Raw genomic sequence first — 22,880 nt, forward strand, 5'->3', positions numbered from 1 at the left:
TCTCAGGACACAGTAGGCACGTGCGCCGCATCAGGCGCGTCGAGCGCCGCCGGCGCACCCGGCACGGACGGCACGGGCGCTGCGTCCGCGGAGCCAACGGCACGGGCGCTGCGTCCGCGGAGCTACAGGACCGGCCGCAGGCCCAGGGGCCCCGCGATCTCCTCGGCCATCACACGTCCCGCCTCCTCGGCCAGGTCTCCGTCGCCCGGGTCCTGGTCCGTGTCCAGGCCGTCGAGCTCCTGGAGCGGCTGGTTCAGCCGGATGTGGGCGATCAGCGACTGGAGCGCGCGCAGGGCCGCCGAGGCGGTGGAGCCCCAGTTGGAGAAGTACGAGAACTGCCACCACCACATGGCCTCGGCCGTGCGGTCCGCCTCGTAGTGGGCGAGGCCGTGCCCCAGGTCCGTGACCAGGTCCGCCAGGTCGTCGGAGATGCGGTGGGGTACGGGGGCCTTGCGGGGCTCGTACGGGTCGAAGACCTCGGAGTAGACGTCGATGGGCTCCAGCAGCTCCGCGAAGCGCTCACGCAGCCCGTCGGCGTCCGGCTCGGCGCCGAGGTCCGGCTCGTAGCGCTCCTCCGGGAGGATGTCCTCGTACGCGCCGAGCCTCCCGCCGGCCAGCAGGAGCTGGGAGACCTGGAGGAGCAGGACCGGGACGGCCTGCTCGGGCTCGTCGGCCTTGGACACCTCGGTGACCGCGACGATGAACGTCTTGATCTGATCCGCGATCTGGACGGCGAAGTCGTCCGGATCCTGCGTGACGGAGTTCAGCGTGGCGTCAGACATCGAGGGGACCTCCCGTGGGCACGGTCGCGAACGGTGGGTAGAACATAGCGCCACCCCACGTGAAGCGGCAGTCGGAAGCCGGGTCACACATCGAGCAACCGCCTCCCCTCGAAGGCGCGGCCGAGGGTGACCTCGTCCGCGTACTCCAGGTCGCCGCCCACGGGCAGCCCGCTGGCCAGCCGCGTGACCCGCAGACCCATCGGCTTGACCATCCTGGCGAGGTACGTCGCGGTGGCCTCGCCCTCCAGGTTGGGGTCCGTCGCGAGGATCAGCTCCGTGATGGAGCCGTCCGCGAGCCGGGCCAGCAGTTCCCTGATGCGCAGATCGTCGGGGCCGACGCCCTCGATCGGGCTGATCGCGCCGCCGAGTACGTGGTAGCGGCCCCGGAACTCACGGGTCCGCTCGATCGCGACGACGTCCTTGGGCTCCTCGACCACGCAGATGACCGAACGGTCGCGGCGCGCGTCCCGGCAGATGCCGCACTGCTCCTGCTGGGCGACGTTGCCGCAGATCTCGCAGAAGCGGACCTTGTCCTTGACCTCGAGGAGGGCATGGGCCAGACGGCGTACGTCGGTGGGCTCGGCCTGCAGGACGTGGAAGGCGATCCGCTGCGCGCTCTTGGGACCGACGCCCGGCAGTCTGCCCAGCTCGTCGATCAGCTCCTGAACCACGCCTTCGTACAACGGAACGCCTTTCCATTTTCCTGCTCGTACCGTATCCGGTACGCCTGGGTAGCTACAGGGGTCAGAACGGGAGACCCGGCATGCCGCCGCCGAGGCCCTGGGCCAGCGGACCCAGCTTCTGCTGCTGGAGCTGCTGGGCGTTCTCGTTCGCCGCCTGGACCGCGGCGACCACGAGGTCGGCGAGCGTCTCGGTGTCCTCCGGGTCCACCGCCCCCGGATCGATCACCAGGGCGCGGAGCTCGCCGGACCCGGTCACGGTGGCCTTCACGAGACCACCGCCGGCCTGTCCCTCGACCTCGGTCCTGGCCAGCTCCTCCTGGGCCACGGCAAGGTCCTGCTGCATCTTCTGGGCCTGCTGGAGCAGCTGCTGCATGTTGGGCTGGCCACCACCGGGAATCACGGTCACTCCTGGCACTTCGACGACGGATTGTTTCGGTATGCCGAGCCTACGTGTTCGCCGGACGCCGCGCCCCACCCGCCCGGGACCAACTCTTTCGGGTGAGTTCTGAAAACTGCCTGCCGCGCTCCTATACCTGACCAGAGGCCCTGCCCATCCGGGAATCCCGCGATTTCGACCCCGCGGCCCACCATTCGGCGGTAGGAAGAGCATGCGTATCCGTACCCGTACGCATAGTGGAGGTAACGCAGAGTTACGCGGGGGGGACCCGGTCTTACGCCGTCAGCCGTCCCTCCCGTGACCGACAACCGTGCCGATCCCGCGTCGATACGCGCCGAACGCAGAGTGCAGAGGAGTGCCCCGGTGAGTCAGCCGGAGATGCAGCCCGAAGGGCCGCCCCGCAAGGAGCCCGGCGCGGGATCCGGTGCAGGCACCGGAACCGACCGGTCCGTTTCGCGCAACGGTGCGAGCCCCCGGGACCTGACCGGCCGCGCCTTCCCCCTCGGCGACTGGGGCGAGCCCGCCGAACGGCTCGACGACCTCTACCGCTGGGTCGAGGCCGGCGCCATCGAGACCGCCGACTGGTATCTGCGTGACCGGGTCCGCAAGCGGCGCACGGCCAGACTGCTCCGGCTCGGCACGGCGGCGGGTGTGGTCGCGGGCGCCGCCCTCCCGCTGCTCGACCTGACCGGGGAACTGCACGGCTCGGCCGGCTGGGGGTACCTGTCGCTGCTTCTCGGCGCCGCCTGCATGGCGTGCGACCGGTACTTCGGGCTGACGTCCGGCTGGATAAGGAACCTCGCGACGGCACAGGCCGTGCAGCGGCGCCTGCAGGTGCTGCAGTTCGACTGGTCCTCCGAGTGCGTCCGGGAGGTGCTCGGGCCGACGGAGGGCACGGCCAGCGAGGCGGCGGAACGGTGCCTGGGGGTCCTGCGCCGCTTCTCGGAGGACGTCACCGAGCTGGTCCGCATGGAGACGGCGGACTGGATGGTGGAGTTCCGGGCCGGCCCCGCACCCATGGGCATGCAGTCACTGGTGTCGGGCGGGCCGGGCGGCCGGCCCGAGCCGGGGGCCGCCCCCGGCCGGCTCACCCTGCCGGTGGCCCGGCCGAACATGCCGCGCCAGCGGCCGCCCGAGCCGCCCCGCTGAGAGCCGTGGCCCCCCCTGGAGGGGCGGGGCGGCCACGGCGGTGTGCGCGGCGGGGCGGTGTGCGCGGCGGAGCTGCGTGCGCGGCGGGGCGGTGTGCGCGGCGGGTCAGCTGAAGATGATCATCGAGCCCTGCGCGAGGCTGCGGGTGGCCGCCGCGTGCAGGCCCAGCCAGACGTGACGTTCCCGGGCGAAGGGATGCTCGTCGTACGGGGCCGGGGCGGCCGGTTCCTCCAGCGTCGTCGGGCCGGCGGGCGGCAGAGGGGCGGCCGGCGGGTTGGCCGGGTCGATGCCGAGGGAGGGCGCCACGTACTCCAGCTCGCGCAGCAGGCCGTGCGAGGAGCCCAACGGGCCGCCGCCCTCCAGGAGCTGGTCGTCGGAGAGCGGACGGGGGAAGTCCACCGGGACGTACGCTCCGGCGTGGTCGTAGTGCCAGACGAGGTGCGACTCCTGCGCGCTCTGCTCGAACATCTCCAGCAACTGCTCGTAGTCCCCGCCCAGTTCGTCGACGGGTGTGACGGCGAGGCCGCTCAGCTGGAGGAGGTAGGCGCGGCGCAGGAAGTGCAGGGCGTCGTAGTCGAACCCCGCGACCGGGGCGACGTCCCCGGTGAGCCCCGGCATGTAGGCGTAGACGGGCACGGGCGGCAGCCCCGCCTCGGTCAACGCCTTGTCGTAGACGGCGATCTCTTCGGCGAACGGGTTGTCGGGGCTGTGGCACAGCACATCGACGAGGGGGACCAGCCACAGGTCACAGGCCACGAAGTCTCGCTCTCCAACGGTTCGTGCGATGGTCCGGCCAGCGTAATGCGGCCGGGACCGCGCGCACAGGGTGCGGGCGGTCCCGGGTCGCCAGGGCGGCCCGCCGCGGACCGGTGTGCGTTCAGCCGTGGCCCGGGTGCGGGGGGTCGCCGGCGGCCAGCCGGTCCGCCCAGTTCAGCCCGTGCGCGTAGTAGGCGTCCAGCACCGCCCGCACGGCGGGCCCGTCGACGGCGGCGATCGCGTCGACCAGTTCCTGGTGGCCGTTCCACAGCCAGTCGCACACGTCGGCGTCCCCGCGCAGGTACGGCACGGCGAAGGCCCAGGCCTGCATCCGCAGCCGTTGCAGGAAGTCGTTGATGTAGGTGTTGCCGATGACCGCGCCGAGCTCCCGCCAGAACCGCAGGTCGTAGCCGATGAGGATGTCGAGGTCGCCGCTGCGCGCGGCCCGTGCGGCCTCCTCGGCCCGGCGGCGTACGGAGACGAGTGCGGCCCGGTGGGCGCCGATGAGGGCGGGCGCCGAACCGGTCCCGTCGAAGATCCCCCGGAACACCCCGTCTATGACCAGGGCGCGCGCCTCCACCATCGACCGGTAGTCGGCGACGGTGAATTCGCGGACCCGGAAGCCGCGGTGCTGGTCGGATTCGAGCAGTCCCTGCGCGGAGAGATCGAAGAGCGCTTCCCGGACGGGCGTCGCGGAGACCCCGTACTGCTCGGCGATCTGCTTGACGGTGAACTCCACCCGTGGCCGCAGACGCCCCGCGAGCACCTCGTCACGCAGCGCGTCGGTGATCTGCTGCCGCAGCGTACTGCGGGTCACACCTCCGCTCGCACCCATGGCGCCCCCTCCCGTTCTCGGCTTGGGTCACCTTAAGCCAGGGCATGTGCCCGGTTCCGGGCACGGGGGAGGGCGCCGTGCCCGGTGCCCTCTACACGGTGTGTGCGTCGGCGACCGAGAGAGCGACGTCCAGGGCCGCGAGCCCCTCCTTGGCCTCGGCCTCGGTGATGTTGCATGCGGGGACGACGTGGGTGCGGTTCATGTTGATGAAGGGCCAGAGGCCGTTCTCCTTGCAGGCCGCCCCGAAGGCCGCCATCGGGGCGTTGGCCTCGCCGGTCGCGTTGTAGGGGACCAGGGGCTCGCGGGTCTCCCTGTCGCGGACCAGCTCCAGCGCCCAGAACGCGCCGAGCCCCCGCACCTCGCCGACGCACGGGTGGCGCTCCGCGAGCTCGCGGAGGCCGGGGCCGAGCACGTGCTCGCCGAGGTGTGCGGCGCTCTCGACGGTCTTCTCCTCCTCCATGACCCCGATCGTGGCGACGGCCGCGGCGCAGGCCAGTGGGTGACCGGAGTAGGTGAGCCCGCCGGGGTAGGGGCGGGTCTCGAAGGTGGCGGCGATCTCGGCGCTGATGGCGACGCCGCCGAGCGGCACGTAACCGGAGTTGACGCCCTTCGCGAACGTCATCAGGTCGGGCACGACGTCATGGTGGTCGGCGGCGAACCACCTGCCGGTGCGTCCGAAGCCGGCCATCACCTCGTCCAGCACGAACACGATCCCGTAGCGGTCGCAGAGCTCGCGGACGCCCGCGAGGTATCCGGGCGGCGGCGACATGATGCCCGCCGTGCCGGGGATCGTCTCGAGGACGACGGCGGCGACGGTCGAGGGGCCCTCGAAGGCGAGGGTGTCCTCCAGGTGCTGGAGCGCGCGGGCGCACTCCTCGGCCTCCGTCCGGGCGTGGAAGGGCGAGCGGTAGAGGAACGGCGCCCAGAAGCGGACGACACCCGCCGAGCCGGTGTCCGACGCCCAGCGGCGCGGGTCGCCGGTGAGGTTGATCGCGGTGGCGGTGGCCCCGTGGTACGAGCGGTAGGCGGAGAGCACCTTCTGGCGTCCGGTGTGCAGCCGGGCCATGCGGACGGCGTTCTCGACGGCCTCGGCCCCGCCGTTGGTGAAGAAGATCTTGTCCAGGTCGCCGGGGGTGCGCTCGGCGATGAGGCGCGCCGCCTCGGAACGTGCCTCGACGGCGAACGCGGGGGCGAAGGTGGCGAGTCTGCCCGCCTGTTCCTGGATCGCGGCGACCACCGTGGGGTGCTGGTAGCCGATGTTGGTGAAGACGAGGCCGCTGGTGAAGTCCAGGTAGCGGTTGCCGTCGTAGTCCCAGAAATACGCCCCCTCGGCGCCGGCGACGGCGAGGGGGTCGATCAGGCCCTGGGCGGACCAGGAGTGGAACACGTGCGCGCGGTCGGCGGCCTTCACGGCCGCGCCCGCTGCGGGGTCGGCGTACGGGGCGCGAGGGGCATCGGGGCTCATGGGGCGAGCGTATGCGGCGGGGCCGCCTCCCTCCATGGCCACTGTGTACGGCGTGGGACGCCCGGCTCGGCAGGGTGTCGGGTCTCCGTCCCGAAGCGGCCGGAGAGTTGACAGCACGCTGCCATGATGACAGCCTCCTGTCATAAGGTTCGCGTTCCGCCACCGGAGGTCATCATGACCGGCACGACCGTTCACCTGGCCGTCTACGACACCTTCGCCGACTGGGAGCCTGGCTTCGCCACGGCGCAGCTCACCCAGCACGGTCACACCGTGCGCACCGTCGGCCTCACCACCGCCCCCGTCACCACCATGGGCGGGGTACGCGTCCTGCCGGACCTGGCGCTCGACGAGCTGGACCCCGGCGACAGCGAGCTGCTGATCCTCACCGGCGCCTCCCTCTGGGACACCGGCGACACCCTCGCACCCTTCGCCCGGGCGGCGAGGGCCTTCCTGGACGCCGGGGTGCCCGTCGCGGCGATCTGCGGGGCGACCGCGGGCCTGGCCCGCGAAGGGCTGCTCGACGGCCGTCCCCACACGAGCGCGGTGTCGTTCTACCTCGCGGCCACGGGATACGCGGGCGGCGCGCACTACGTGGACGCCGACGCGGTGACCGACGCCGGCGGTGACACGCGACCCGGCGGGGCGTCGCGCGGTGCTCTCGTCACGGCGGGGCCGACCGAGCCGGTCGCCTTCGCCCGAGAGATCTTCGGCCTGCTCGGGGTGTTCGGGCCTGAGAAGCTGGATGCCTGGTACCGGCTCTTCCACGACTCGGACGCGAGCGCGTACGAGGTGCTCGAAGGATGAGCGGGGAGCACGCCGGGAATGCCGACCGGTTCAGCCGCACCGCGATCGGGGTGTTCCGGCTCAACGGCAGGTTCCTGTCCGTCGCCGAGGAACTGGCAGGACCCGTCGGCCTCACGGCGGCGTGGTGGCAGGTCCTCGGCGCCGTCCTGACCGAGCCCCTCCCGGTGTCGGGGATCGCCCGCTCCATGGGGATCACCCGCCAGAGCGTGCAGCGGATCGCGGACCTCCTCGTGGACCGGGGCCTCGCCGAGTACCTCGCGAACCCGGCTCACCGGCGGGCCAAACTGCTCCGGCCCACACCGGAGGGCCGGGCCGCCGTGAGCCGGATAGAGCCCGCCCACGCGGAGTTCGCGGACCGACTCGCCGAGGAACTGGGCGAGGAGGAGTTCGCCCGGACCGTGCGGGTGCTGGAGCGGCTCTCGGCCGCCATGGACACCCTGACGTCCCCCGCCGGAGTGCCACCGGAATCCCCGGCGGGCTGAGGGCGGCTTCCGGGGCACGCGCGCCGCTATTCTCGGTCCACGGTCCGCCATGGCCGTACGGGGGAGGAAGCGCACCATGGAGAAGCTGGGCTCCGGCGATCCGCGACGCATCGGCACCTACCGCCTGCTGGGGCGTCTGGGCGCCGGCGGGATGGGCCGGGTCTTCCTCGCCCGCTCGGACCGGGGCCGCGTCGTCGCGATCAAACTGGTCCGCCCCGAACTCGCCGAACAGCAGCATTTCCGCGACCGTTTCCGGGCGGAGGTGCAGGCCGCCCGGCGGGTGGGCGGTACCTGGACCGCGCCGGTGCTCGACTCCGGCGTCGACGCGGCTGTGCCCTGGGTGGCCACCGGTTACGTCGCAGGGCCCTCGCTCCACCGCGTCGTCTCGGGCCGTCCGGGCGCCCCGGTGACCGGGTCGGGGGCGTACGGTCCGCTCCCCGAGCGCTCCGTCCGCATCCTGGGCTCCGGGCTCGCGCGGGCGCTGCAGGACATCCACCGGGCCGGGCTGATCCACCGCGACCTGAAACCGTCCAACGTCCTGATGACGATCGACGGCCCCCGGGTCATCGACTTCGGCATCGCGCGGGCCCTGGAGACCGTCGCCGACGGCGGCCTCACCCGCACCGGCGCGATGATCGGCTCACCCGGATTCATGGCGCCCGAGCAGGTGCGGGGCGAGCGCGTGACGACCGCGTGCGACGTGTTCTGCCTCGGCTCCGTGCTGGCCTACGCGGCGACCGGCCGGCTGCCGTTCGGCGCGGCGGACAGCGGGATCCACGCTCTGATGTTCCGGATCGCGCAGGAGGACCCGGACCTCACCGGCGTACCCGTCGACCTGGTCGAGCTGATCCGGGACTGCCTGGCGAAGGACCCTTCCGCGCGGCCCTCCACGGACGCCGTCCTGGAGCGGCTGGGCGATACGGACACGACGGAGCCCTGGCTGCCGGGTGCGCTGATCGCCCAGCTGGGCCGGCACGCCGTGGAACTCCTGGATTCCGAGGACCCGGAGGAGGGCGCCCCGGCGGGAGGCGCCCCGGCGGGAGGCGCCCCGGCGGGAGGCGCCCCGGCAGGAGGTCCGGCGCGAGGCCCGCAGCCCGTGCCGCCCGGCCCCGTGCCGCCCGGCCCCTCAGGGCCCGTTCCCCCCGCGCCGGTGCGCCCTCCCGGCGCGGCGCACGGGCTCCCCACACTGGTCGGGCCGCCCACGCCGGTGCCGCAGCGGACCCCGCCGCCGCCCTCGTACGGCCACCCGCAACAGCCCGCCCACGCCTACGGATACGGCTACGGGCCCCCTCCTCCGCACAGCCCGCAGACCCGTTTCGCCCCGCCCGCACCGGGCCGCCGGCGCGGGGCGGTCTCCACCCTGCTGCTGGCCGCCGTGGCGCTGCTGGTCGCGGTCGGGGCGGGCTGGGGTGTCCACGCGTTCATGCGGAGCGGGGACGGCCGCACCACGGCGTCCCCGACCGGCACCGTCTCCCCCGGCACCACCGGCACCACCGGCTCCACCGGCTCGTCCTCGGACGGTACGAACGCGGACGGCGCGGCCGGTGACGACGACGGTTCCGACGGCTCGGAGGAGGACGGCACCGTCCCTGCCGCGTTCCTGGGCACCTGGTCCGGGGCCGTCGAAGGCGGCGGGGGAGCGTCCACCCGCCGACTCGTCATCCAGCAGGGCGAGGTGGGCGACACGGTGCTGTCCCTCACGGCCGAGGGCCCGCTCGGCTCCGGTGGCTCCTATCACTGCGTGTTCCGGGCCGACCTGGAGAGCGAGCCCTCATCCGGCGGACCCCTCCGCATCGGGCCGTCCCGGGTCACCGCCGGCGAACCGATGTCGTCGTGCACCCCGGGGGAGCCCACCGTGCTGACACTGCTGCCCGACGGCACCCTGCACCGCGAGATCACGGCCACCGGCAAGAGCCTGACGTACGAGAGGACCGGTTGAGCGGCTCACGCCGCGAGGTCCACCGCCCGGAACGCCAGCCACAGGTCGTACCGCGCGCTCGGCGTCTGGAGCAGCGACCGGCACAGCAGGGCCTCCAACCGGGTGAGGCGCTTGCGCGCCCCGGGCACCGAGATGCCCAGTTCGGCGGCGGCAGGGGTCAGTTGGGCCTCGCAGCGCAGCCATGTCCGCAGGGTCTCCTCGCCCACGGGACCGGCCCGCCCCAGGAGCCGCAGCTGCTGGACGGCCCAGCCCTGGACGTCGGGGGCGCGCAGGACCACGTCGAGGTCGGCGGGTGCCGCGGAACCCTCGGGGCGGGCGGGGTGCAGGGACGGGGTGGCCCTGATCCGCAGGGCCAGGTCGACGGCCGCCTGGTCGGCGACCCGGTTGAGGTCCAGGCCGAGGAGTTCGCCGACGAGCTTCAGGCGGGAGGCCAGGGTGTTGCGGTGGATCTTCAGGTGCTGGGTGGCGTGGGAGGAGAACGCCAGCCAGGAGGCGAGGGTCGCCGACAGCTCCTGGCTGCCCGGGTCCTGCGAACGGCGCGGCAGATAGGCGAGGAGGGGCGCGAGCAGGGCGTCGGCCCACCGCGCCCCGGCGGGGCCGACGACCAGCGCGGGCTCCTGGGCGACGCCGAACCTGGCGTGCCGTCCGGGGAGCCCACGGGCGACGGCGAGGGCGTGGAAGGCCTGCTGGTAGGCGGTGGCCGTGTCGGGCAGCCGCACTTCCTCGCTGACGCCCACGACACAGTCGTCCACGAGTCCGGCGACCGCCAGACCGAGGGCGCGGCCGCGCTCCGTCCCCTCCGCCTCCGCTTCCTCGTCCGCCGGCACGATCAGGATCAGATGGCGGGCGTACACCGGGCAGCGCACGATCCACGTCCGGCCGCCGGAGACGTCCGCGCAGATCCGGGCCACCTCGTCCCGCTGTCCGCCGGAGCACTCCACGACACAGACGCGCACGGGATCGGGGAGCTTCGGCCGCAGGGCGCCGGCCACCTGGTGGGCGATGGAGAGCTGACCGGTCATCAGCAGGTGCAGGACGGCCTCCCGGCCCCGGGACTCCGCGAGGTCCACCCGCCGCCGCTTGCGTTCGACGCTCTCCGACGCCCAGGACAGGGCCAGTGGCATCACCGCGTCGGCCATCAGTGTGGTCAGTCCGCCGGGCAGCGGTCTGGGTCCCACGAGGGCGAGGACCGGGCCGCGGTTCTCGGGGGTCCGGTCCAGGGGCAGCAGCAGCGCGGAGCACTCGTCGGTGTCGACGGAGTACGAGCCCGTCCCACGGGCCGTCAGCTCCCGCGCCGCCCGCGACGCGAGCCCGGCCGCCTCGTGACCCGGCCACCGGACGTTCCCGGCCACTGCCTGGAGCACCGTGCCGCCCGCGTCCAGGATCCCGGCCCAGCCCTCCGCCCGCTGGGCCAGCCTGCGCAGCAGCTCGGGCGATCCACCGGTCCGCGCCAGCCGGTACATCAGCAGTACGTCGTCGGCCCGTTCCCGCGCACGCACGTGTTCTCCGTTCCTCCCGGAAACCGGAGTGCAGAGTACCGGTCCGGCTGTGCGGTTTGATACCCGTCGCGGGCCACGCAGTGCGAATTGAATCTCCCGGCCCGCCACCCCGCACCCCTAGAGTCCCCAGCGTGTTCCGGGACGTCCGGGGACGTCGGGGGACGTCGGAACGTCCCGGATCCGGGGGCCCGAGGACGTCGGGGGACGTCCGGACGGCACGACGGCAGCGGCTCACGGGGGTGGTCGCTGTCGTCGGCCCACGGCCGCTGTCAGTGATGCCCCCTAGCGTGGTTCTCGACCGTGCCGTACGCCGGACGAGAGGCCCCTGCCGTGGAATTCCGCATGGCGCGTGGCGCACTGACCGCTGCCGTCTCCCGGGCGGCCCGGGTGCTGCCCGCGCGTTCACCCGTCCCCGTCCTCGGCGGGCTCCTCCTCGATGTCGACGCCGGCCGGCTCCGCGTGTCCGGGCTGGACTTCGAGGCCTCCGTGCGCGTCGAGGCGGAGGCGCACACCACCCGGCCCGGGAGGGTGCTGGTCATGGGGCGGCGGCTGCTGGACATCTGCAAGGTGCTGCCCGTAGGGGCCCGTGGAGTGCGCGGTGGAGGGCTCGCGCTTCACGGTCACGGCGGACGGCTCCCGCTTCGGCCTCTCGGCCCTGCCTCTCGACGAGCACCCCGCGCTGCCACCGCTGCCGGAGGTGCGCGGGGCGGTGGACGCCGGGGAGTTCGCCGCGGCGGTCGCGCAGGTGGCGGTGGCGGCGGGGCGGGACGACACCCTGCCCAGGCCCAGTCACGTACCAGCACCTGCTGATGTCCGTGAAGCCGCCGCTGCTCTGAGTGCGGCTACGGCCCCCGGGGTGCGGTTCTCACCCCGGGAGCACTGTCGTCCCTCCGACCGCGGCGAGCAGCCAGATGGGAAACTCCGGGTCCGCCTGCCCCACGGCCAGACCGAGCCAGCGCGTGCTCCCGGGCACACGCCAGACCTGCATGCTGCCCGCGAGGCTGCAGAGCTGTCCCAGCGGCTCCGGGGCTGCCTCCGCCCCTTCCTCGTCCCGTTCCAGATACGGCCAGAGGTCGACCGTCTCCGGCTCGCCCCATCGGTCGCTCAACGCGGTCGCCACGGCGCTGAACTCGGTCTCGATCTCCTGTTCGGCGGGCTCGACGAGCTCGGGGGACCGGTCGTCCCAGAAGTCCCGGCTCGCCCGCAGGATCAGCAGGTGATGTCCGGGTCCGCTGCTGCGCACCCCGCTGTCCTCGCTCTCCTCCCCCACGGGGAAGGGCCGGGCGAGGGAGCTGTCGATCAGAGCGAGACGGGCCTCGGTGGTCGTGGGCGGGGTGCCGGAGCTGTCCGTGTCCATGGCGCGTGATCCTGCCAACCACGCGCCCCCGAAGACCAATCGGGGCCGGCCGAGGCACGAGCGAGGGAGCCCCAGGACCTTGGCGACGGGGCACCGCGGCGAGGCGCGGCCTCCCCGGGGCCGATGCCGCAGCGGGCCGAAGGGACGAAACGGGGGCGCGTCCGGCCGAGGCCGGGCGCGCCCCCTCTCCCCGGGGTGGGGCCGGGTTCAGCAGCTCAGGTTCGAGCCAGGCGTCGTACCGAGGATCTGGGTGAACGCCTGGAACTTGTTGATGCGGCTCTGGACCTGGGCGGGGTTGCCGCCGTTGCACTCGATGCTGCCGTTGATCGAGCGGATCGTCTCGCCGAAGCCGGCGCCGTTCACGATGGCGTTGTGGGGCGTCATGGTGCCGGGTCCTGACTGGGTGTTCCAGTACCAGAGACCGGTCTTCCAGGCCACGGACGCGTTCTGCTCCACCTGCCAGGGGTTGCCCAGCAGGTCGATACCGAGTGCGTCACCGGCGGCCTTGTAGTTGAAGTTCCAGCTGAGCTGGATCGGCCCGCGGCCGTAGTAGGCGGCCTGACCGGCGGGGCAGCCGTACGACTGGCTGGTGTCGCAGTAGTGCGGGTAGTTCGCGGTGTTCTGCTCCACGATGTGCACCAGCCCGCCGGTCTCGTGGCTGACGTTGGCGAGGAACGCCGCGGCCTCCCGCTTCTTGACCGCGTCACTGCCGGTGTTGGCGAAGCCGGGATAGGCGCTCAGTGCCGCGGTGAGGCCGCTGTAGGTGTAGAACGAGTTCCGGCTCGGGAACATCTGGTTGAACTGCGACTCGCTCACGACGAAGCCCGAGGGGTCCGGCTGCCCCGGGTCCGTGCCGCCACCGCAGCTGCCCTGGTCGGCCCAGACGTCCGCCGTGCCGGGCCTCTCGTTCTGGGTCCACCACTTCGCGGACCAGTTGCGCCCGTTGTACGAGGCGGAGCCCCCGCCCCAGTAGACGGCGGAGGCGCTCCAGGCCGGGGCGCAGGCGGCTGCCGACGCCGTGGATGCGGGGAGGAAGACGAACGTCGCGATGACCGCGCCCAGCGCGACGATCAGGCTCATGACACGTTTGGCCACGTGATCACTCCTTCGACGCGACGCCCGCACCGAGCGAGCACCGCCATGGGGGGTTACGGCCACTCAAGCGTCGATGGTCTGGACCTGTCAAGGTCTAGACCAAAACTCGTCCCTGACGCAGCTCTCCCCCAACTCCGCCCGGCCACTGCCTCGTTGAACGCGAGACGAATTTCACCGGAAGGAAAGCGGAGGCTTTCCCGCCACCGAATCCCCGGCCGTACGGTGACGCCATCCGGCACACCGCACCCACGAGGGAGCGCGAGCACCATGGACTCGTTGTTCACCCCCGAGAACGTCATCGCCGCCCTCACCGCCGTACTGGGCGTCGCGACCTCGGCAGGCGTGCTCTGGTACGAACGCCGCGTCCCGCGCCGCAAGCGCATCGGCTACCGCGTGCAGATGGACACCCCCATAGGGAGCGAAGTCAGCCAGGGCCGGGCCAATGTGCGGCTCGGGCTCTTCGACGAGACCCCGGACATGGCCGACGCCACCCTCGTCCTGCTGCGCGTCGAGAACGACGGCTCACAGTCGATCGGCGACGAGGACTACACCGGACGCGGTGAACTCAACGGCCTCACAGCCGAGTTCACCGGCCGGACGGTCCGCGGGATCGCCGTGACCCATTCGCCGGACGCCGAGCACCTGATGGATCACTTCACCCCGGCGGCCGGCTTCCGGCACGACGGCTCGGTCATCCGGCTGCCGCGGGTCCCGCTCAACCGCAACGAGCACTTCAAGCTCCTGGTCCTGCTGACCGGTTCGCGCGTGGGCGGACCGGTCAAGGTCACCGGCGGCATCCGGGACGGCGTCGTGGCCCGGAACAAGGCCGCCCGCCCCGACGAGAAGCCTCCGCTGTTCGGACCGGCGTCCAGGATCATCACCGTGGCCCTCACCACCTGCGTCGTCACGCTCGCCGGCATCATCGTCGTGCGGGACGACTCCCCGCCCCCGATGGACTGCGCCAGGGGCACCCTCACGGTCACCGGCTCCACCGCGTTCGAGCCGGTCGTGGAGGAGCTGAAGGAGAAGTACGAGGACGAGTGCGAGGGCGCGAGGATCCGCCTGGACATCCACGGCAGCAACGCCGGGGTGCGAAAGCTCGACGCCACGGGCGCCAAGGCCGGATCCGCCGGTTCCCCTTCCATGATCGCCCTGTCCGACGGCCCCAGGCCGGCAGCTCTCACCGAGCTGAACGGGAAACGGGTCGCGATCTCGCTGTTCTCCCTCGTCGTCAACGACACGGTGCCGGTGAAGGACCTCTCCCTCGACCAGATCAGACGGATCTACCGCGGCGACGTGAGCAACTGGAACGAGATCGTCGCGGACGGCCCCGACCTGGACATCCGGCTCGTCAGCCGGGACGCCAACTCCGGGACCCGCGAGGTTTTCCAGCGCCGTGTCCTGAACGCCAACGAGCCCGCCACGTCCTCGCGCGACTGCGTCACCAAGGACTACGCCGACGCCCCGGTCCTCCGCTGCGAACTCGACGGGACGGACCAGGTCCTGGCCGAGGTCGCCGAGCTCGACGGAGCCATCGGATACACCGAACTGCGGGGAGGCGCGGTACCCGACGGCGCGCACCGGACAGCCATCGACGGCACCACCCCGTCCGTCGACACGGTCGCCACGAGCAGCTACCCGTACCGGGAGATCGAGTACGCGTACACCTACGGTTCGCCGCCCGCGGACTCCCTGGTGGCCGGCTTCCTGAACTACCTGGACGAATACGGCGAGGAGATCATGCGGACCAACGGCCACCTGCCCTGCGCGACTCCGAAGGGCATGCGGCTCTGCGGGGAGGACTGAGCCCTGCCGGAGCGGGGAACGCCCTTGGAACAGGAGACGGCCGGATCTTCCCGTGGGAAGGTCCGGCCGCCGTCGCGCCGCTCCTGCGGAGAGCTGGGAGCCCCTACAGGAAGGAGTTGATCTCGATGGTCTCGGTGCGGCCGGGGCCGACACCGATCGCGGAGATCGGGGCGCCGGACATCTCCTCCAGCGCCTTCACGTACGCCTGCGCGTTCTTCGGCAGGTCGGCGAAGGTCTTGGCCTTCGTGATGTCCTCGGACCAGCCCGGCAGCAGCTCGTAGATCGGCTTCGCGTGGTGGAAGTCGGTCTGGCTGTACGGGAGTTCCTCGACGCGCTTGCCGTCGATCTCGTAGGCCACGCACACCGGGATCTGCTCCCAGCCGGTCAGCACGTCCAGCTTGGTGAGGAAGAAGTCGGTGAGGCCGTTGACCCGGGTCGCGTACCGCGCGATCGGGGCGTCGAACCAGCCGCAGCGGCGGTCACGGCCGGTGGTGACACCGCGCTCTCCGCCGATCCGGCGCAGCGCCTCGCCGTCCTCGTCGAGAAGTTCCGTCGGGAAGGGGCCGGCACCGACGCGGGTGGTGTAGGCCTTGAGGATGCCGATGACCCGGCTGATCTTCGTCGGGCCCACGCCGGATCCGGTGCAGGCACCGCCCGCGGTCGGGTTCGACGAGGTGACGAAGGGATAGGTGCCGTGGTCGACGTCCAGCAGGGTGCCCTGACCGCCCTCGAAGAGGACGACCTTGCCCTCGTCGATGGCGTTGTTCAGGATCAGCGTCGTGTCGGCGACGTACGGCTTGATCTGCTCCGCGTACTGGAGCATCTCCTCGACGATCTTGCCGGACTCGATCGCGCGCCGGTTGAAGACCTTGGCCAGGAGCTGGTTCTTCTGCTCCAGCGCCGCCTCGACCTTCTGCTCCAGGATCGACTCGTCGTAGAGGTCCTGGACGCGGATGCCCACGCGGTTGATCTTGTCGGCGTAGGTCGGGCCGATACCGCGACCGGTCGTGCCGATCTTGCGCTTCCCGAGGAAGCGTTCCGTCACCTTGTCGACGGTGACGTTGTACGGAGTGATCAAATGAGCGTTGCCGCTGATCAGGAGCTTGGACGTATCCACGCCTCGCTCGTTCAGACCGCTCAGCTCGGAGAGCAGGACCGCCGGGTCGACGACGACACCGTTACCGATGACCGGGGTACACCCCGGCGACAGGATTCCGGAGGGGAGGAGATGCAGTGCGTACTTCTGGTCGCCTACGACAACCGTGTGGCCGGCATTGTTGCCGCCCTGGTAACGCACCACATAGTCAACGGATCCACCGAGGAGGTCGGTGGCCTTCCCCTTGCCCTCGTCACCCCACTGAGCACCGAGCAGCACAAGTGCGGGCACAGGCGTACACCCCTTCCGGGCGGGGCATGTCCAAGGTCAGGGGGCGTACGTAAAGGTCGTACCTGCCGCACGACGATGTGCGGCAAAGCCTGAGCCGTCGAACCGGGTGCCCCGGAATAGACGAAGCCCCTGGCGCAATAGCGCAAGGGGCTCTTGCACCAAGATGCTACCCGAGGAAGGACCGAGGTGTCGGCTGCAGAGCCCCCCGGCGACGGCGACCACCAGCTACTCGTACTCATAGACCCCCTTGCCCGCCGCTACGACGGCGAGTCCGTGCGCATCGCGAAGGACGTGCTGAGCGCCGGCGCGCACACCAAGATCTGCCTCGCGGACAGCCCCGACGAGTTCGCCAGGGCCCTGTCCCGGCGGGGCTCCAGGCGTCCGGTCGTGGTCGGCGACGACCACGCGCTGCTGCGCGCCGTGTCCCAGCTGCACCGGGAACGCGAGCTCGCGGACAGCGCGCTCTCCCTGATCCCGGTCGGCGCGGCGCACACGCTGGAACTCGCCCACGCACTCGGCGTGCCCCGGGGGGCCGTGGCGGCCGCCCGCACGGCGCTCGACGGGGCCGCCCGCAGGCTGGACCTGCTCGTCGACGACAGCGACGGAGTCGTGCTCGGCGAGCTGAGCATCCCGGCGGCCAGGCCCGCGCCGGGCCCGCCCCACACGGTCTGGGACACCTGCCGCACGCTGGTGGCCTCCCTGGTCCGCCCCGCCCCGCCCTCGCACTCGGGCCCCGTCCGGGCCCACCGGCTGCGGGTCGAGGCGGACGGGGTCCTGCTGAACGACCTGGACCGGCCCGTCGAGGGCGTCTCGGTGGCCGCGCAGGGGGACGGAGGCCTGGCGGACGTGGTGATCCACACGGCCTCCGGCGAGACGCACACGGTGGAGGCCAAGGCGGTCACGGTCTCCGGCCCGGACTTCCGCTACCGCGCGGACATACAGGTCGCGGGCCCCGTCAGGACCCGCACGTGGACGGTACGGGCGGGCGCCTGGGGGCTGGTGCTCCCCGTGGGTGCCTGAGCCCGGCCCGTGGCTCAGCCCGGCCCGCGGCCTGAGCCCGGCCCGCGGCCTCAGCCGGGCGTCGCGCGGCTCTCGCGCCACCGGTCCAGGACACCGGTCAGTTCCGCCTGCAGGAATGCGAAGAACTCCGCCGTCTCCCCCAGCCGCGTCCCGGCCGGGGTGTCCTCGCCGAGGGAACGGGCGCCGTCCCTCAGCGTTCGCTCCCAGCGCGTCAGCACCTGGTCCCGGCTCGCGAAGGCGGCGTACCAGATCTCGTCGTGCAGGCGGTAGCGGTCGCGGCGTGAGCCGGGGTCGCGTTCGCGGCCGACCATGCTGACCTGGGTGAGGTAGTTGATCGCGCCCGATACGGCGGCCGGGCTGATCCGCAGCTGCCGGCCGAGGTCCGCCGAGGTCATGGAACCGTCGTCCTCGGCCAGGAGGGCTGCGAAGACGCGGGCGGCCATCCGCTGCATCCCGGCCTCCGTCATCTCCGCCGCGAAGCGCTCGACGAAGCGTGACACCGCGTCCTGGTCGCGCCCTGCGACCCCGCCCTCCCGATCGCCGGGACCCCCGGCCCCGCCGCTCACGGGCTCCGCCGCCTGCCCTGCTCCGATCACGATCCGGCCTTCACACTTCTGCGCTTTCACGACTTTGCGAAGTCAGCGTACTTCCGGAAACATCACGAAGGCACTCACGGCGAAGGCCGCGGGCAGGACCCCGCCGCTCACCGGCCGCGTCCCGGCCGGGCGGGAAGCCGGCCCCCGGAGGGCCCCCGAAAGGCATCCGGAAGCCTTCCGGCGGCGGGCCCACGGACCCGGCCGGCAGGAACCGGCCAGGGCGTGCGGACGTCATGGAGCGTATGGAGCAACGTGACGCGGCAGGGTACGGCGGGTGTGCGACGGCGGCGCTCGGGGCGGCCACCGCCCTGTACGTCTGGGCCTCGTCACTCCGTACCGGCCTGCACATGGGTGCCGGCTTCGAAGGGCACGCCAGGGATCTCTCCGTCCTCTGGACGGAGCTGCCCCTCGTCCTGCTCGCCGGTGCCCTGATCCCCCCGGTCACCTGGCTGCTGACCCTGCGTCTGCCGCGCGGGCACAGGACCGTGCGGTCCCGGGCCCTCGTCGCCGGCGCGTGCACCGCGGCGGTCTTCGCCCTCGCCACGTGGGGCCTGCACACCTGGGCGAACCCACATCACCCGGACCACATACGGCTCTCAGGCGCCCTCGCCTCAGATCTCGACCAGTAGCTCCCGCAGACCCCGGATCACGTATCCGGGCTTCCACTCCGGCTCGGCCGCCAGACGCATGCCGGGGGCCTTGCGCAGCAGCTCTCCGAAGGAAACCGCCATTTCGAGGCGGGCCAGCGGGGCGCCCAGGCAGTAGTGGATGCCCGCGCCGAAGGAGATGTGCGGGTTGTCCTTCCGGGACAGGTCCAGATGCTCCGCGTGGGCGAAGCGTTCCGGATCCCGGTTGGCCGACGCGAAGAGCAGCGCGACCTGCGAACCCCGCGGGATGACGGTGCCGTCGACCTCGATGTCGTCCAGGACCCACCGCGCGAACATGGGCACCGGGGTGTCGTAGCGCAGCAACTCCTCCACCGCGGTGGGCAACAGGCCGTGGTCGGCGCGCAGGGAGGCCAGTTGCTCCGGGTGCCGGAAGAGCATCCACCAGCCGTTGGCGGTGGCGTTGACGGTCGCCTCGTGGCCGGCGTTGAGCAGCAGCACACAGGTGGAGACGATCTCCTGCTCCGTCAGCCGGTCCTCGTCGTCATGGGCGGCGATGAGTCCTGAGATCAGATCGGCCCCCGGGTCCGCGCGCCGTGCCCCGATCAGTTCACGCAGGTAGCCGGAGAACTCGACCGACGCCCGCACGGCGGCCCGCGCGGTCTCCTCCGGCGGGTTCAGCTCGAACATCCCGCAGATCGCCGCCGACCACGGCCGCAGAAGCCCGCGGTCGGCCTCCGGGACACCCAGCATCTCGGCGATGACGGCCACCGGCAGCGGCTCCGCGACCGCACTCAGCAGATCGCCGCCGCCCGCCTCCACGAAGTCGTCGACGATCCCGGCGGCCAGCCGCTCCACCGTGGGAGCCAGAGCCTCGACCCTGCGGGGCGTGAAGGCCTTGGCGACCAGGCGCCGGATCCGGGTGTGGTCGGGGGCCTCCAGATCGAGGATCCCCTGCCCGTTGAGCGTGTGGAACGGTTCGTGGGCGGCGGGCGGGGCGGTGACGCCGAACTCGTCGTGGCTGAAGCGGTGCAGGTACGTCCGCCCCAGCCGCCGGTCGCGCAGCAGCCCGGACACGTCGGAGTAGTGCGGGATCAGCCACTGCCCCGTCGGCTCGAAGTAATGCGCCCGGCCGGTGGCGCGCAGCGCGGCGTAGGCGGGGTACGGGTCGGCGACGAACGCCGGGGACCAGGGATCGAAGGACACGTGCATGAGCCGACGCTATCCGGGGGTGACGCTATCCGGGGGTGACCAGCCGCGCCTCGTACGCGAACACGGCCGCCTGGGTCCGGTCCCGCAGCCCCAGCTTCACCAGGATGCGGCTGACGTGCGTCTTGATCGTCGACTCGGCGACCACCAGGTGCGAGGCGATCTCGAGGTTGGACAGCCCCTGCGCGATCAGCACCAGGACCTCCGTCTCGCGCTCCGTGAGGTCGCCGATCCTGGCCATGGCAGGCGGCCGGGGCGCCTCGGCGATCTTCGAGAACTCGGTGATCAGCCGCCTGGTCACCGTCGGGGCGAGCAGCGCCTCGCCGGACGCCACCACCCGCACGCCCTCGGCGAGCTGCCGGGCCGACGCGTCCTTGAGCAGGAAGCCGGAGGCCCCGGCCCGCAGGGCCTGGTAGACGTACTCGTCGAGGTCGAAGGTGGTCAGGACGAGCACCTTGGCGTCCGCGTCGGCGGCGACGATCTCGCGCGTCGCCTCGATGCCGTTGAGCTCCGGCATCCGGATGTCCATCAGCACCACGTCGGGCCGCAGGGCGGCGACCTGCGAGACGGCCTGCCGCCCGTCGACGGCCTCGCCGACCACCTCGATGCCGGGCATCGCGTTGAGCAGCACGGAGAAGCCCTCGCGGACCATCATCTGGTCGTCCACGATCAGCACCCTGATGGTGTCGTTCATGCCGTCCCGCCCTTCGTGGCGGCGGTCTCGGCCGCCGGTACGGGGAGGAACACGGCGACCTCGTAGCCGCCGTCCTCCGTCGCCCCGGCCGTCATCTCCCCGTTCAGCATCGCGACCCGCTCCCGCATCCCCGTGATCCCGTGCCCGGCACCCGGCGAGGGCTTGACCAGCCCCCTGGGGGGACCGTTGACGACGCGCAGCCCCAGCCCGCCGAGCACATAGCCGATCTCCACCTTGGCGGTGGCGCCCGGCGCGTGCCGGAGAGTGTTGCTCAGCGCCTCCTGGACGATCCGGTACGCCGACAGCTCGACGCCCTGGGGAAGCTCGCGTACCGCGCCGGTGACCGTCTTCTCCGTCTCCAGACCCGTTTCGCGGACGTTGTCCAGCAGCCGGCCGATCTCGGCGAGGGTGGGCTGCGGAGCGTCCGGCGCCTCGTAGTCCTCCGCCCGTACGACACCGAGGACGCGGCGCAGCTCGGTGAGCGCGGCGACGGCGTTCTCCCGGATGGTGACGAACGCCTGCTCCAGCTCGGGCGGCGGGTTCTCCACCCGGTACGGGGCGGCCTCGGCCTGGATCGCGACGACGGACATGTGGTGGGCGACGACGTCGTGCAGCTCACGGGCGATGGTGGTGCGCTCCTCCAGGAGCGTGCGCCGGTCACGTTCGACGGCGGTGACGGTGCGCTGCACGGTCACCTCGCGCTGGGCCTCGCGGCGGGTCTGCACGACCGTCACGACGAGCAGGGCCAACGCCGACGTGAAGGCCATGCCGCCGGCGGTCGAGGAGGGGTTGTAGGGGCCGAGGGCGGCCGACAAGAAGCCGGGGAGCAGGGTGATCGCCCACATCCAGGCCGCCGTACGCGGCCTGGTCCGCGCCGCGACGACGATCAGGACGCCCAGGTGGCACACGAAGGTGTGCGGCGACCACGGCCAGTCCCCGCTGCCCACGACGGCCGTCACCGGGACCAGAGCGATCGACGCCCAGAAGGCGAGAACGGGGCGGAGCAGCGTCATCAGCAACACGGCGGCCGGCAGGAACGCGGTGATGAGGGTCGCGAGCCCGAACGGGGAGTAGGTGTTCGCCGAGAAGACGCCTCCCAGCAGCGCGATCAGCGCGACCGCGGCCACCACCGCGTGCGGGAACCAGACGGCCCGCGTCCGGATCGGCTTCGGGAGCCGTCGGATCACCGGGCCGTCCGTGCCCAGCGGCCCCATCGGACGGTAGTCGAGCACATGGTGGAAGAGGTCCTGCCGCAGGCCGTCTATCGCCCCTGCGGCCAGCCGGAATTCCGGGCTTCTGGTCTTCGTCTCGGTCACGCTCACACGGTAGGCGCCGCCCTGTGCCCCGGTCGTCAGCAGTGATGCGGATCCTTGGCCGTCCGTCGCAAGTACTACCAGGCCAGCTGGGCGATCTCCTCGGCCACCACGGCGCAGGCGTCCGCCGACGGATCGATCAGCGGAAAGTGCCCCACCCCGTCCAGCAGCGTGAGCCCCACCATCTCCCCGGCCTTCGCCGCCGCGTCGACGAACGCGTCCGTGACGGCCTGCGGCACGGTGACGTCGTCCACGCCCTGCACGACGGCCGTCGCGATCCCGGTCGGCAGCAGCAGGGCCGGATCGACGTGCGCGGCCCGCGCCCCGAAGTTCTCCTCGCCGCCCAGGAGCTGGTGCAGCGCCCCGGAGCAGACATCCAGCTCGACGGCGCTCGCGAAATCACCGATCGGCGCCAGGGCGACCACTCCGCGCAGGGGCGGCGCGGCAGCCAGCCGCCACGGCGAGCCCTCCGGGAGCACATGCCGGGCCGCCGCCCACAGGGCGAGCTGGCCACCGGCCGAGTGCCCGGTGACGACGGTCTTGCGCGGATCGGCCCCGGGAAGCTCCCGGGCCGCCAGCGCCGGCAGGGCGTCCATCGCCGCCGCCACGTCGTCGAACGTCTCGGGCCAGCGGCCGGCGGCCGGGCCCGCCACGCCCGGCTGCGGGATCTCGCCGCCACGCCGGTACTCCACGCTGGCCACGGCGAAGCCGCGCCGCGCGAGGAAGTCGGCGAACGGTGAGACGTGCTGCCGGTCGTACGGCGCCCGCCAGGCCCCGCCGTGCAGGAGCACGACGAGCGGCGCCCCGGCCCGCCCGTCCCGCGGCGCGAAGAAGTCGATCACCTGGTCGGGGTGGCTCCCGTAGGCCGCCGACCCGTCGGGGGCGACCGCCGGATGCGCGAGGGCCGACTCGGTCTCGGCGGCGTCGCGATCACGCGCGGCAGAATCCGACATGCTGCTCCAACCGTCCTGTGCCCGTGCCCAACTGGACTGACCTGCGGGGACGGT

The 22,880-nt window shown here is 72.3% G+C and carries 22 protein-coding genes and 1 pseudogene; 8 read left to right on the top strand and 15 right to left on the bottom strand.

Going from position 1 to position 22,880, the window contains the following annotated elements:
* Positions 1–122: 122 nt before the first annotated feature.
* The 3 genes from OO67_RS00740 to OO67_RS00750 form a co-directional block, all read right to left on the bottom strand.
* On the bottom strand, positions 123–782 hold the full coding sequence (locus OO67_RS00740; protein ID WP_033296584.1) for a DUF5063 domain-containing protein: 660 nt from the start codon (positions 780–782) through the stop codon (positions 123–125).
* An 83-nt stretch (positions 783–865) separates the two neighbouring features.
* On the bottom strand, positions 866–1,465 hold the full coding sequence (gene recR, locus OO67_RS00745; protein WP_014155423.1) for a recombination mediator RecR: 600 nt from the start codon (positions 1,463–1,465) through the stop codon (positions 866–868).
* 61 nt (positions 1,466–1,526) lie between these two features.
* The gene (locus tag OO67_RS00750) at positions 1,527–1,865 is read right to left on the bottom strand and encodes a YbaB/EbfC family nucleoid-associated protein (protein WP_033296990.1); all 339 of its coding nucleotides are present in this window, start codon (positions 1,863–1,865) and stop codon (positions 1,527–1,529) included.
* A gap of 360 nt (positions 1,866–2,225) precedes the next feature.
* On the opposite strand from OO67_RS00750, the gene OO67_RS00755 reads away from it, so the two are divergent.
* Positions 2,226–3,011, top strand: coding sequence for an SLATT domain-containing protein (locus tag OO67_RS00755; RefSeq protein WP_078597522.1), 786 nt, complete (start codon positions 2,226–2,228; stop codon positions 3,009–3,011).
* Positions 3,012–3,116: 105 nt separating this feature from the next.
* Here the strand turns inward: OO67_RS00755 and OO67_RS00760 are convergent, their stop codons facing one another.
* The 3 genes from OO67_RS00760 to OO67_RS00770 form a co-directional block, all read right to left on the bottom strand.
* A complete protein-coding gene (locus tag OO67_RS00760) occupies positions 3,117–3,767 on the bottom strand; it encodes a hypothetical protein (RefSeq protein WP_033296586.1) in 651 nt (216 codons plus the stop codon).
* A gap of 121 nt (positions 3,768–3,888) precedes the next feature.
* A complete protein-coding gene (locus OO67_RS00765) occupies positions 3,889–4,602 on the bottom strand; it encodes a GntR family transcriptional regulator (protein WP_033296587.1) in 714 nt (237 codons plus the stop codon).
* 91 nt (positions 4,603–4,693) lie between these two features.
* On the bottom strand, positions 4,694–6,067 hold the full coding sequence (locus OO67_RS00770) for an aspartate aminotransferase family protein (RefSeq protein ID WP_033296588.1): 1,374 nt from the start codon (positions 6,065–6,067) through the stop codon (positions 4,694–4,696).
* Between the two features lie 174 nt (positions 6,068–6,241).
* On the opposite strand from OO67_RS00770, the gene OO67_RS00775 reads away from it, so the two are divergent.
* From OO67_RS00775 to OO67_RS00785, 3 genes are all read left to right on the top strand, one after another.
* Complete coding sequence (locus OO67_RS00775) at positions 6,242–6,871, top strand: DJ-1/PfpI family protein (protein ID WP_033296589.1); 630 nt, start codon at positions 6,242–6,244, stop codon at positions 6,869–6,871.
* Entirely contained in the window at positions 6,868–7,353 is a 486-nt protein-coding gene (locus OO67_RS00780) for a MarR family winged helix-turn-helix transcriptional regulator (protein ID WP_033296590.1), read from the top strand. The genes OO67_RS00775 and OO67_RS00780 overlap by 4 nt, the downstream gene beginning before the upstream one ends.
* A gap of 76 nt (positions 7,354–7,429) precedes the next feature.
* The gene (locus tag OO67_RS00785) at positions 7,430–9,292 is read left to right on the top strand and encodes a serine/threonine-protein kinase (RefSeq protein WP_033296591.1); all 1,863 of its coding nucleotides are present in this window, start codon (positions 7,430–7,432) and stop codon (positions 9,290–9,292) included.
* A gap of 5 nt (positions 9,293–9,297) precedes the next feature.
* On the opposite strand, the gene OO67_RS00790 is transcribed toward OO67_RS00785, so the two are convergent.
* Positions 9,298–10,755 (bottom strand): helix-turn-helix domain-containing protein, encoded by a 1,458-nt coding sequence (locus OO67_RS00790; RefSeq protein ID WP_208860945.1) that lies wholly within the window; start codon positions 10,753–10,755, stop codon positions 9,298–9,300.
* Positions 10,756–11,121: 366 nt separating this feature from the next.
* Here OO67_RS00790 and OO67_RS36070 point away from each other — a divergent pair.
* A pseudogene (locus OO67_RS36070) lies at positions 11,122–11,576 on the top strand (DNA polymerase III subunit beta); the annotation flags it as partial.
* Between the two features lie 80 nt (positions 11,577–11,656).
* Here the strand turns inward: OO67_RS36070 and OO67_RS00800 are convergent.
* Both OO67_RS00800 and OO67_RS00805 read right to left on the bottom strand, forming a co-directional pair.
* Positions 11,657–12,148 (bottom strand): hypothetical protein, encoded by a 492-nt coding sequence (locus OO67_RS00800; RefSeq protein WP_033296594.1) that lies wholly within the window; start codon positions 12,146–12,148, stop codon positions 11,657–11,659.
* Positions 12,149–12,355: 207 nt separating this feature from the next.
* Positions 12,356–13,243 carry a glycoside hydrolase family 19 protein gene (locus OO67_RS00805; protein WP_033296595.1) on the bottom strand — a complete coding sequence of 296 codons (888 nt, stop codon included), beginning with the start codon at positions 13,241–13,243 and terminating at the stop codon, positions 12,356–12,358.
* 267 nt (positions 13,244–13,510) lie between these two features.
* On the opposite strand from OO67_RS00805, the gene OO67_RS00810 reads away from it, so the two are divergent.
* On the top strand, positions 13,511–15,049 hold the full coding sequence (locus tag OO67_RS00810) for a substrate-binding domain-containing protein (RefSeq protein WP_033296596.1): 1,539 nt from the start codon (positions 13,511–13,513) through the stop codon (positions 15,047–15,049).
* Between the two features lie 103 nt (positions 15,050–15,152).
* Here the strand turns inward: OO67_RS00810 and OO67_RS00815 are convergent, their stop codons facing one another.
* Entirely contained in the window at positions 15,153–16,436 is a 1,284-nt protein-coding gene (locus OO67_RS00815) for an adenylosuccinate synthase (RefSeq protein WP_033296597.1), read from the bottom strand.
* A gap of 186 nt (positions 16,437–16,622) precedes the next feature.
* On the opposite strand from OO67_RS00815, the gene OO67_RS00820 reads away from it, so the two are divergent.
* A complete protein-coding gene (locus OO67_RS00820; protein WP_033296598.1) occupies positions 16,623–17,456 on the top strand; it encodes a diacylglycerol kinase family protein in 834 nt (277 codons plus the stop codon).
* A gap of 50 nt (positions 17,457–17,506) precedes the next feature.
* Here the strand turns inward: OO67_RS00820 and OO67_RS00825 are convergent, their stop codons facing one another.
* On the bottom strand, positions 17,507–18,022 hold the full coding sequence (locus OO67_RS00825) for a GbsR/MarR family transcriptional regulator (protein WP_033296991.1): 516 nt from the start codon (positions 18,020–18,022) through the stop codon (positions 17,507–17,509).
* A 272-nt stretch (positions 18,023–18,294) separates the two neighbouring features.
* Between OO67_RS00825 and OO67_RS35925 the strand changes: the two genes are divergently transcribed.
* Positions 18,295–18,681 (top strand): hypothetical protein, encoded by a 387-nt coding sequence (locus tag OO67_RS35925; protein WP_033296599.1) that lies wholly within the window; start codon positions 18,295–18,297, stop codon positions 18,679–18,681.
* Here OO67_RS35925 and OO67_RS00835 read toward each other — a convergent pair.
* The 4 genes from OO67_RS00835 to OO67_RS00850 all read right to left on the bottom strand — a co-directional run bounded on the left by OO67_RS00835 (position 18,664) and on the right by OO67_RS00850 (position 22,826).
* Positions 18,664–19,869: a cytochrome P450 gene (locus OO67_RS00835; RefSeq protein WP_033296600.1), complete on the bottom strand. Its 1,206-nt coding sequence runs from the start codon at positions 19,867–19,869 to the stop codon at positions 18,664–18,666. The two genes, OO67_RS35925 and OO67_RS00835, sit on opposite strands and share 18 nt — an antisense overlap.
* Before the next feature lie 25 nt (positions 19,870–19,894).
* The gene (locus OO67_RS00840; protein ID WP_033296601.1) at positions 19,895–20,560 is read right to left on the bottom strand and encodes a response regulator; all 666 of its coding nucleotides are present in this window, start codon (positions 20,558–20,560) and stop codon (positions 19,895–19,897) included.
* Positions 20,557–21,882: a sensor histidine kinase gene (locus OO67_RS00845; protein WP_208860940.1), complete on the bottom strand. Its 1,326-nt coding sequence runs from the start codon at positions 21,880–21,882 to the stop codon at positions 20,557–20,559. Before OO67_RS00845 ends, OO67_RS00840 begins: the two co-directional genes overlap by 4 nt.
* A gap of 68 nt (positions 21,883–21,950) precedes the next feature.
* Positions 21,951–22,826 (bottom strand): alpha/beta hydrolase, encoded by an 876-nt coding sequence (locus tag OO67_RS00850; protein ID WP_033296603.1) that lies wholly within the window; start codon positions 22,824–22,826, stop codon positions 21,951–21,953.
* Positions 22,827–22,880 lie beyond the last annotated feature (54 nt).

Origin of the sequence: Streptomyces atroolivaceus, from assembly GCF_000717025.1 — a bacterium.
GTDB classification, from domain to species: Bacteria; Actinomycetota; Actinomycetes; order Streptomycetales; family Streptomycetaceae; genus Streptomyces; species Streptomyces atroolivaceus.

What these genes read in the sequence shown, in the direction of transcription:
- OO67_RS35925 (WP_033296599.1), top strand. Translation starts at nt 18,295, where the DNA reads ATGGAGCAACGTGACGCGGCAGGGTACGGCGGGTGTGCGACGGCGGCG.
- OO67_RS00765 (WP_033296587.1), bottom strand. Translation starts at nt 4,602, where the DNA reads ATGGGTGCGAGCGGAGGTGTGACCCGCAGTACGCTGCGGCAGCAGATC.
- OO67_RS00835 (WP_033296600.1), bottom strand. Translation starts at nt 19,869, where the DNA reads ATGCACGTGTCCTTCGATCCCTGGTCCCCGGCGTTCGTCGCCGACCCG.
- OO67_RS00740 (WP_033296584.1), bottom strand. Translation starts at nt 782, where the DNA reads ATGTCTGACGCCACGCTGAACTCCGTCACGCAGGATCCGGACGACTTC.
- OO67_RS00790 (WP_208860945.1), bottom strand. Translation starts at nt 10,755, where the DNA reads ATGTACCGGCTGGCGCGGACCGGTGGATCGCCCGAGCTGCTGCGCAGG.
- OO67_RS00775 (WP_033296589.1), top strand. Translation starts at nt 6,242, where the DNA reads ATGACCGGCACGACCGTTCACCTGGCCGTCTACGACACCTTCGCCGAC.
- OO67_RS00770 (WP_033296588.1), bottom strand. Translation starts at nt 6,067, where the DNA reads ATGAGCCCCGATGCCCCTCGCGCCCCGTACGCCGACCCCGCAGCGGGC.
- OO67_RS00780 (WP_033296590.1), top strand. Translation starts at nt 6,868, where the DNA reads ATGAGCGGGGAGCACGCCGGGAATGCCGACCGGTTCAGCCGCACCGCG.
- OO67_RS00850 (WP_033296603.1), bottom strand. Translation starts at nt 22,826, where the DNA reads ATGTCGGATTCTGCCGCGCGTGATCGCGACGCCGCCGAGACCGAGTCG.
- OO67_RS00785 (WP_033296591.1), top strand. Translation starts at nt 7,430, where the DNA reads ATGGAGAAGCTGGGCTCCGGCGATCCGCGACGCATCGGCACCTACCGC.
- OO67_RS00810 (WP_033296596.1), top strand. Translation starts at nt 13,511, where the DNA reads ATGGACTCGTTGTTCACCCCCGAGAACGTCATCGCCGCCCTCACCGCC.
- OO67_RS00800 (WP_033296594.1), bottom strand. Translation starts at nt 12,148, where the DNA reads ATGGACACGGACAGCTCCGGCACCCCGCCCACGACCACCGAGGCCCGT.
- OO67_RS00840 (WP_033296601.1), bottom strand. Translation starts at nt 20,560, where the DNA reads ATGAACGACACCATCAGGGTGCTGATCGTGGACGACCAGATGATGGTC.